Here is a 9114-nt window from a genome sequence, read left to right on the forward strand (position 1 = left end):
AAGACCTTCTGGCATCCGAAACGTAACCTGGAGCAATCCGGCGCCACTTTCGGACGTCCCGCAGATGGTTGGAGACAGAATGGCCGGAAGACCAAACGCAGCAATCAGGGAGATCAGCTTGGGAGCCACGGAGTTCATGCCGCTCGGAGGCCGAAGAGCCGCCCAAGACGAAGTCAGAGCACCCATAGTAGCGATGAAGCGAGCAATGATCGTGGAGGGAAGGGAGTGCAGGAAGATGGAAGGAAGCTGGCCCGAACGACAGGCCATAAACCGCTGCGAGTGCCTGCGCGGGCTGTGCCGCAGGGGAGTCAGCCAAGCGATGACTTGGTTGAGACTGTTGAACGGAAGGCGGCCTTGGAGACCGCACGAAAGGTGCGCTCTCTCTCGTCGAGACCCCATCAACCGGAGAGCCGGATGCGGGAAATCCGTCCGTCCGGTTCGGAGGGAGGGGTGACGCTCGTGTGTCATCCCTACCCCTATCCCAATTTCGACTGCATACTTACGGCTTTGCGGCTCGCTGGGGACAGCCTCAAGGAGTGAATTCACAGAAAAACGCATTGGCCAGGAAAGTCCTTTCGGTTACAAGCGCTCATGCTCGCGCCCAAGTCGCTCTTCCTTCTAACTGCCTTCTCCCTGATGTTGAACCCCGGACACGCCGCGGAGGACGAACAGAACCCCGCCAAAGATCCCGGGGTCTTGCCCGGCCATTCCGCCCACGGCGAGGCCTTCAACGAAGGGCCGCGCCAGAAAGCCTATTTGATGGGCGGCACCGGGCCCGTTCGATTCCCGGTGACCACTCAATCCGCCGAGGCGCAATTGTTTTTCAATCAAGGCGTCGGCCAATTGCACGGTTTCTGGTATTTCGAGGCTGAACGTTCTTTCCGCCAGGTCTTCGCGCTGGATACGAATTGCGTCATGGCCTATTGGGGCATGGCCATGGCCAACGTGAATAACCCCAAACGCGCCAAGGAATTCATCAAACTGGCTTCCAATCGAAAAGCCGAAGCCGGCCCACGCGAACGCATGTGGATCGAAGCCTACGCGAAATACTGGAACGCCGAGGCCGACGGCAAGAAGGACGATTCGAACGACAAGAACCGGCGGCGCGAGCTGGTGCGCGCTTTGGAGCGCATCGCCTTCGAATATCCGGACGATCTGGAAGCCAAAGCGTTTCTGGCCTTCCAGACCTGGGACAACGGCGGCAAAGGCTGGCCGATCCCCAGCCATCTGACTTTCGCTTCGTTGATCAAGGACATCGTGGCCGCCGAGCCGATGCATCCCGCGCACCATTTCATGATCCATCTCTGGGACAATGAGGACGCCAAACGCGCGCTCGAAGCGGCAGCGCGCTGCGGACAAGGTTCGCCCGGCATCGCCCACATGTGGCACATGCCCGGCCACACCTACAGCAAGGTCCATCGCTACGCGGACGCGGCGTGGCAGCAGGAAGCCTCCGCGCGGGTCGATCACGCGTACCTGATGAAAAACGGCGTGCTGCCGGACCAGATTCACAACTACGCCCACAACAACCAATGGCTGGTCGAAGATCTGGAATACGTGGGCCGGGTTCACGAGGCGGTTGATCTCGCCAAAAACATGATCGAACTGCCGCGCCACCCGAAATACAACACGCTCACCCGGACCAACAACAGCGGCGGCTACGAAAGCCGCTCCGGCAGCGCCAGCCTGGGGCGCGACCGCCTGTTCGAAACTTTGTTGCGATTCGAGCTTTGGGATGAATTGATCGCCCTGAGCGACACGCCGTATCTGGAGCCGACCGATTTTCGCCCGGAACAAATCAAACGCCTGCGCGCCTTAGGCGTCGCTCACTTCAGCAAAGCCAACGCGGAAATGGGCCGCGCTCAAATCAGCGCTCTGGAGTCGCTCCTCAAAGAACAGCGCCAGGAGCGGCAAGCCGACGCCGAGAAAGCCGAAGCCAAAGCCAAGAAGGAAAAGAAGTCCGAGGACGACATCAACAAAGCCATGGCGGACGCGTTGAAGACGCACGCCGATAAAATCCGTGCGATCGAAAACGCCGTCGCTGAGTTGAAGGGATTTGAACAATTCCTGAACCGGAAATACGGCGGAGCGTGGGAAACCTGGGGTGACTTAAAGGACATTCCCAAGGAACGGCTGGCCCGCCTTCGGCTCGTTGCCGGTGACAAGGAAAAGGCGGAGGTACTCGCCTTCGAGGCCATGAAGAACGGGACGAACCAGGTTCATGTGCTCGCCCATTACGTCGATGTCCTCTGGCAGTGCGGCAAAGAGGAGAAAGCTCGACTCGAATTCGAGCGCTTGCGTGCTCTGGCCTGCGATGCCGACTTGAATGTGCCGGTTTTCCAGCGCTTGAAACCGGTCGCGGCCAGGTTGGGTTGGCCTGAAGATTGGCGCTGGCCGGCCGCGCAACGAACCGACGTGGGCCACCGGCCAAAACTGGACAGCCTGGGACCGTTCCGTTGGCAGCCTTCGCCCGCACCGGATTGGACGCTTACGGCTCATGACGGAAACCGCCATTCACTGCGCGATGACCGGGGCAAACCGGTGGTCGTGATTTTCTACCTCGGTTACGGCTGCCTCCATTGCATCGAGCAATTGAACACATTCGCGCCCGTGGCCCGGCAATTCACGGAAGCGGGGATTTCGCTGGCCGCCATCGGCACGGATTCGGTGGAAGGATTGAAAAAGACCCTGGAAAAGAGCAAAGCCGAGTCCGGTTTTCCGTTCCCGCTGTTCTCGGACGAGTCGCTGAATGTGTTCAAAGCGTATCGCGCCTACGACGATTTCGAGAAAATCCCGCTGCACGGGACGTTCCTGATCGACGGCGAAGGTTTGGTCCGGTGGCAGGACATCAGCTTCGAGCCGTTCAAGGACACGGAGTTCCTGCTCGCGGAAGCGAAGCGCTTGCTGAAGATCGCCGCCAAACCGCTCGTGGCCGCGGCGGCGAGTTCGCAGTGAGGCTCACGACCGGTTGCTGGAATTAGTTTCAGGTGGGGCGAGGCTCCTGCCGAACCAATGCCATCGAAGAAAAGCTGGTTTTGGGGAGCCAGTGAAATTATGGGAGCGCCGGATGAAATAACCACGTTGTCGAGCCACCCTCGGTCGAGACGTTCACATTCGTGTTCTTGGTGTATTCCCATCGCAAACTCTGCTCACCGGCCGGGAGCACGAACGCCTCGTTCCGCCAGTTGACTTCACCGGAGATGCTCGCGGTTTCAACCCCTCCCAGGTAAAAACGCAAGAAATCCGCGTCGTCCGACGACACTTTCCACCAGAAGCTCAGAATGATTGGGCCGGCGACTGTTCTCTCGATCCAACTCTCCTGATTGTGGCCGATCAATCCACTGACGGCTGCATCCTGTTTGTCGTGCGCACCAGGACTGATTGTGAGGGCAAGCCACGATTTGTCTCCGCCGGTGGTCCACACCATGCCTCCGCCCGGATCGAATTCTGATGTGTCCAATGCGTTGAACAGCCAGGCAGTTGAAACCATCACCGTCACCGCATCGCTTGCGACCGATCCCAGCCGATTACTAACGGCCACGTGGTACGATCCGGCATCGGCCGAAGTGGCTTCACGGATTACCAGCGTCGGCTCTGTAGCTCCCGGCAGCGGCGCACGATTCTTGTGCCATTGATAACTCAGCGGTGCCTCCCCAGTCGCCCCCACCGTGAGGATCGCTTCCTCGCTGGCTTCCACGCTGTGCAGACCGTGGGATTGGCGACAGATCGAACGAGCTACCCTGGGTAAAGCGAACGAAAAGGAACCAACCCCAAAGGGGTTGCGTCTCTTCCGTGGGCCAAAGCCGTTGGGGTTGACCCCATGTTTCCTGGAATTCCCCAGGGTAGCTCGTTCCTCGCAACCCGGGCTGGAGGGCGCAATCCCCTTGGGATTTGGCGACGGCCGTCCACAGATTCGCATAAGGAGCAGAGAAGACTGGCGCACTTCAAAACCTGGCCCCGCCGCATCAACTTAAAACCGGCTGCGCGGCAACGCAGCCCTACCGTCAGGTTCATGGGCATGCGTTTTCCACGATTGCCCCAGGCCGGCGCGCGTGGCATAGAGAGCGCGATGAAATACAGACGCTTTGGACGCACCGAGCTTGCGCTGCCGGTCTTCTCCTGCGGCGGCATGCGCTATCAGTTCAAGTGGCAGGACGTCGATCCCAAGGAAGTTCCGCCCGAAGGACAAAAGAACCTCGAAGCCACAATTCATCGCGCGTTCGAGCTGGGCATCAATCATTTTGAGACCGCCCGCGGTTATGGTTCCTCCGAAATGCAGTTGGGCTGGGTGCTGCCGAATCTTCCCCGCCAGAAAAGCATCGTCCAAACCAAGGTCGCCCCCGCCCCGAACGCCGAGGATTTCTTGCGCACCTTCGAGCGATCGCTGAAATATCTGCGGCTGGATTACGTGGACTTGCTCGCGCTCCACGGCATCAACAACCGCCAACTCCTCCACGACTCGCTTAAGAAAGACGGGTGCGTCGCCGCCGCGCGCAAGCTCCAAAAAGCCGGGCGCATCCGGTTCCTCGGTTTCTCAACACACGCGACGACCGATATCATCGTGGACGCGGTTGCCTCCGGCGAGTTCGATTACGTGAACCTGCACTGGTATTTCGTGAACGACTTGAACTGGCCGGCGATTCAAGCGGCGCACGCGCGGGACATGGGGGTATTCATCATCAGCCCGAACGACAAGGGCGGGAAACTGTACGAGCCGCCGCGCAAGCTGGCCGAACTCTGCCGCCCGCTCACGCCGATGCAGTTCAATGATCTTTATTGCCTGGCGCGCCCGGAGGTTCACACGCTCAGTTGCGGCGCCGCCAAACCGGGCGACTTCGACGAGCACGTCCGCGCGCTGGACTATTACGATCGGATTGGGGAGACGATTGCGCCGATCGAACAACGGCTGCGCGACGAAATGAACCGCGCCCTGGGCCCGGACTGGTGCCAGCGCTGGTTTGAAGGCTTGCCGCACTACGTCGATGTTCCAGAGAAGGTCAACATCTCCGAAATCTTGCGGCTCTGGACTTACGCGAAATCGCTGGACCTGATCGCATGGGGCAAGATGCGTTACAACCTGCTGGGCCAGGCCGACCACTGGTTCCCGGGTGAAAACGTCACGAAGCTCAAGGGCGTGGACCTGCGGAAGGTTTTGGCTCGAAGCCCGTTCGCCGAACGGATCCCCGCGATCTTGCGCGAGGCGCACGAGATGTTGTTCGAGGCGCCGCAACAACGGCTCAGCCAGAGTTGAGTTTCCCAAGAGACACGAGTTTCACGAATTGCCTCGGATGCGGAATTTCGTGATACTGAGAGGACCGCAGAATAGGCGACACTTCCTTCCGCCCCCGGCCCTCTCCCCTGGGGAGAGGGAGAATCGTTCGCCGCACTCCGACAAAGCTGAGCGTGGCGGATCGGTCGATACGCCGGCCCAGGATTCCCTCTCCCTGAGGGAGAGGGCCAGGGTGAGGGGGAACGCGGCGTCCAATAACCAAGCGCTGTAGCTTATCCCTCGGACTGCACAGTGAAATTCGTGTCCAGAGTCCCTTTGGCTCCGGCAGAAACCTATTGGCCGAATTGGTGTTGGATAGGTTTGTGCGGCCCGACCCAGCCGCGCTCAAATTGAATTTGCGCGGGAAATGCAATTACGGAAACATTGAACTATGCGGTCGCGAATCGCGCTTTGGATTTCAGTGGCCTTGAACGCCGCGCTCCTCGCGGCGTTGAGTTATGTTCTGTCGCGCCGCGAACCGGAAAAGCAACCCCAGGTTGCAGCGCCCGTCTCCATTACCGCGACCAATCAAGTCGTCAAAACCAACGTCGTTGTCCGCCGGCAGAATTTCACCTGGCACGAAATCGAATCGACCAATTACGTCACCTACCTCGCCAATCTTCGCGCGATCGGATGTCCGGAGCCGACCATCCGCGACATCATCGTCGCCGAGGTCAACGCCCTGTACGACCGGAAACGCGCGACGGAGATCGTCACGCCCGAACAACAGTGGTGGCGCTCCACGCCGGATCAGCAAGCGGTGACGGCAGCGATGTCGCAGTTGCACGCGCTGGAAGCCGAGCGGCGCAATTTGCTGACGCGGTTGCTCGGACCGAAATGGGAAGCGGCGAACAGTTGGGAGATCGCGGCGTTCAATTCGCGCCTGGACGGACCTGTTCTGGGCAATCTGACGGCGGAGGCGAAGCAGTCGTTGCGCGATCTTGAAACCAAATTTGCGCAACAGCGGCAGGAATATGCGAACCGGAAGCAAGCCGCAGGCGAGGCCGTCGATCCTGCCGATCTCGCCCGACTCCAGGAAGAGAACCGGCGCGAGCTGGCGAAAATCATGAATCCGGCCCAGGTCGAGGAGTATCTGCTGCGGTATTCGGACGTCGCGCAAAACATGCGCCGGGAATTCCAGGGATTCGAGCTGACCCCGGACGAATTCCGGAGCATCTTCCGGGCGCGGGACTCCGCCGATCTGCAATTGCCGCTTTATGCGGAAGGGGATGATCCGGCGAGCGTCAGGCGGCGCGAGGAGTTGGAGGCGCAGAAACAGGATGCCGTGAAGCAGGCGCTCGGCTCGGAGCGATTTCAGATGTTCGAATACTCGCAAGACCCGCTTTTCCGCCAGGCGCATACAAGCGCTCAGCAAATCGGAGCGCCGCCGGAGGTCGTGTTGCCGATTTACCAGATCAACCAGGCCGCGGAACAGGAGCGGCAACGGATCAGCAACGACAGCAGCCTGACGTTGGAGCAGCGGGCCGCCGCCATCGCCACGACCGTGACGCAGCAGCAGGAATCGCTGCGGAAGATCCTGGGGAAAGAAGCGTTCGAGCGCTACCGCCAGGGACAAAGCACCGCGCCAGGAGTCTTTGGAACTAAGTAAGTAGGAGACCTCCTCTCCCCAGCCCTCCCCTCCCAGGGCGGGGAGGAGAGGGAGAAATCCAAGCGAGCCTTGCCTCACCATCGCTTTTCTCATTGACCGTTGCGGCGCATCTTTCCTCGGGAAGGGGCAAAACTTTCCGGGAGACGGGCCTGTCGGCAAGCCGATGCCTGAAAGGCTAACGTTAAACCCGAAGGAATTCATGCCACGCGCACGGCTGGTTCGGAACCTGCTGAAATATCATTGTCAATGCCGAAAGCGATGATAGATTTTGGCGCGTCCAAACTTGGTAGCATCTTGACGACGGTCGAGCCAAAGTATGACTAGCAGCGACAACGATTTAGTTAAGAACTCGTCGCTCTACCGCGAGTTTCAGGCGGAGCGCGAAGAGATCTTGAAGCACAAGTGGATCGAGTCGGAAAAGGCAGGGTACGACATCGGGTTCGAGCACGCCCTGACCGATTGGATCATCAAACATCGATCCAAGTGGCGCAAAAGCCGGCAGAAACAAAGTTCTCAGTAAGCGGTTTTATTCCTTTAAGTGCAATCCCGTGAGGTTGCAAAGGAATCTATGGATTTATCACGGCTAGTTTTCCGAGCCCTCCCCAATCGGGAGCCAGCTCGGTTTTCTTTTCCTCATGTCCAAACGCACCCTCCTTTTAGACCCTCACGCCATCCGGAGAGCTTTAACGAGAATGGCTCATGAAATCGCAGAGCGCAATCCGGCCAGCGCCAACGTCGTCCTCGTGGGAATCCAGCGCGGCGGCGTGCATCTGGCGCGGCGGTTGAGCACCTTGCTGAAGGACGTCTGGGGGCATGACGTGACGGTCGGCGCGCTGGACGTCAACATGCACCGCGACGACCTGAACCACCGCGTTCCGCCTCAGATTCACCCGACGAGCATCCCGTTCGACGTGACGGAGAAGAACGTCATCCTGGTGGACGATGTCTTGTTCAGCGGGCGAACGACCCGGGCCGCCATGGATGCTCTGAATGATTTTGGGCGCCCGCGAGCGATTCAACTGGCGGTGCTGGTGGATCGCGGCCACCGCGAGCTCCCCATCAAAGCGGATTTTGTGGGCAAGAATGTTCCCACGTCATTGCAGGAGCGGATCAACGTCGCGCTCCAGGAAGAAGACGGCGAAGACGCAGTTCATCTCGAAAGACAATGATCTGGAATCGCAAGCACCTGCTGGATATTCAGTCGCTCTCCGCGGAGGAAATTCTCTTGGTGCTCGACACCGCGCGCGGCTTCAAAGCCGTCGGGGAACGGGCGATCAAGACGGTCCCGGCCCTGCGCGGCAAGACCGTGGTCAACCTGTTCATCGAACCTTCCACGCGGACGCGGATCAGTTTCGAGCTCGCTGCGCAGCGATTGACTGCGGACGTGATCAATTTCACCGCTGAGGCCTCGTCCTTGAAGAAGGGCGAGACCCTCAAGGACACCGCGCGCAATCTGGAAGCGTTGAACGCGGACATCATCATCATCCGCCACAGCGCGACCGGCGCGCCGCATTTCCTCTCCCGTTTTCTGAATGCCAGCGTGGTCAACGCCGGCGACGGAGCGCACGAACATCCCACGCAAGCGCTGCTTGACCTCTTCACGATTCGAGAAAAGAAGGGCCGGATCGAAGGCCTGAACGTGACCATTCTGGGCGACATTCTTTACAGCCGGGTCGCGCGGTCCAACATCTGGGCGTTGCTCAAGCTGGGCGCGAAGGTGACGCTGTGCGGGCCTTCGACGCTTGTTCCCCGCGCTTTCGAAAGCCTGGGATGCCGCATCACCCATGACGTGCGGGAAGCTATCGAGAGCGCGGACATCATCAACCTCCTTCGCATTCAGCACGAACGGCAGCGCAAAACGATGTTCCCCAGCACCGGCGAGTACGCGAGCTTGTTCGGGTTGAACCGGGCGCGGCTGGGCTTGACCAAACCGGACGTGCTGATCATGCATCCGGGCCCGATCAATCGCGGCGTCGAGATCGACAGCAGCGTCGCGGACTGCAACCGCTCCGTCATCCTGGAGCAAGTCACGAACGGCCTGGCGGTCCGGATGGCCGTGCTCTTCCTGGTCAACGGCGGAAAAGGCCCGCAGGAAGTCCACGCTTCCTGACTAAACAGAGCGTCATAAGTAATTGCCGATATGATTGAGCGGAGTTATCATCCGCTCGATGAAAGCACTCACCATTTCGGACAAAGAAAACATGATCATGGCCCTTCAGGATGAGATTCGGCGCAA

At 59.6% G+C, this 9114-nt stretch carries 7 protein-coding genes; 6 read left to right on the forward strand and 1 reads right to left on the reverse strand.

The window, feature by feature from the left end:
• The first annotated feature begins 591 nt into the window (after positions 1 to 591).
• Complete coding sequence (locus FJ398_22395; protein ID MBM3840658.1) at positions 592 to 2955, forward strand: redoxin domain-containing protein; 2364 nt, start codon at positions 592 to 594, stop codon at positions 2953 to 2955.
• Between the two features lie 97 nt (positions 2956 to 3052).
• Here the strand turns inward: FJ398_22395 and FJ398_22400 are convergent, their stop codons facing one another.
• On the reverse strand, positions 3053 to 3919 hold the full coding sequence (locus tag FJ398_22400) for a hypothetical protein (protein ID MBM3840659.1): 867 nt from the start codon (positions 3917 to 3919) through the stop codon (positions 3053 to 3055).
• A gap of 150 nt (positions 3920 to 4069) precedes the next feature.
• Here FJ398_22400 and FJ398_22405 point away from each other — a divergent pair, with 150 nt between their 5' ends.
• The 5 genes from FJ398_22405 to FJ398_22425 all read left to right on the forward strand — a co-directional run bounded on the left by FJ398_22405 (position 4070) and on the right by FJ398_22425 (position 8988).
• Positions 4070 to 5251 (forward strand): aldo/keto reductase, encoded by a 1182-nt coding sequence (locus tag FJ398_22405; GenBank protein MBM3840660.1) that lies wholly within the window; start codon positions 4070 to 4072, stop codon positions 5249 to 5251.
• A gap of 409 nt (positions 5252 to 5660) precedes the next feature.
• A complete protein-coding gene (locus FJ398_22410) occupies positions 5661 to 6878 on the forward strand; it encodes a hypothetical protein (GenBank protein MBM3840661.1) in 1218 nt (405 codons plus the stop codon).
• Between the two features lie 316 nt (positions 6879 to 7194).
• Positions 7195 to 7398, forward strand: coding sequence for a DUF4032 domain-containing protein (locus FJ398_22415; GenBank protein ID MBM3840662.1), 204 nt, complete (start codon positions 7195 to 7197; stop codon positions 7396 to 7398).
• Between the two features lie 115 nt (positions 7399 to 7513).
• Complete coding sequence (pyrR, locus tag FJ398_22420; protein MBM3840663.1) at positions 7514 to 8047, forward strand: bifunctional pyr operon transcriptional regulator/uracil phosphoribosyltransferase PyrR; 534 nt, start codon at positions 7514 to 7516, stop codon at positions 8045 to 8047.
• Positions 8044 to 8988: an aspartate carbamoyltransferase catalytic subunit gene (locus FJ398_22425; protein MBM3840664.1), complete on the forward strand. Its 945-nt coding sequence runs from the start codon at positions 8044 to 8046 to the stop codon at positions 8986 to 8988. Before pyrR ends, FJ398_22425 begins: the two co-directional genes overlap by 4 nt.
• The last annotated feature ends 126 nt before the right edge of the window (positions 8989 to 9114 follow it).

Source organism: Verrucomicrobiota bacterium, from assembly GCA_016871535.1.
Classification (GTDB): Bacteria; Verrucomicrobiota; Verrucomicrobiia; order Limisphaerales; family SIBE01; genus VHCZ01.

Bases quoted from the DNA above. Each gene is read 5' to 3' on its own strand.
- FJ398_22395 (MBM3840658.1), top strand. From the start codon at position 592: ATGCTCGCGCCCAAGTCGCTCTTCCTTCTAACTGCCTTCTCCCTGATG.
- FJ398_22400 (MBM3840659.1), bottom strand. From the start codon at position 3,919: ATGCGAATCTGTGGACGGCCGTCGCCAAATCCCAAGGGGATTGCGCCC.
- FJ398_22405 (MBM3840660.1), top strand. From the start codon at position 4,070: ATGAAATACAGACGCTTTGGACGCACCGAGCTTGCGCTGCCGGTCTTC.
- FJ398_22410 (MBM3840661.1), top strand. From the start codon at position 5,661: ATGCGGTCGCGAATCGCGCTTTGGATTTCAGTGGCCTTGAACGCCGCG.
- FJ398_22415 (MBM3840662.1), top strand. From the start codon at position 7,195: ATGACTAGCAGCGACAACGATTTAGTTAAGAACTCGTCGCTCTACCGC.
- pyrR (MBM3840663.1), top strand. From the start codon at position 7,514: ATGTCCAAACGCACCCTCCTTTTAGACCCTCACGCCATCCGGAGAGCT.
- FJ398_22425 (MBM3840664.1), top strand. From the start codon at position 8,044: ATGATCTGGAATCGCAAGCACCTGCTGGATATTCAGTCGCTCTCCGCG.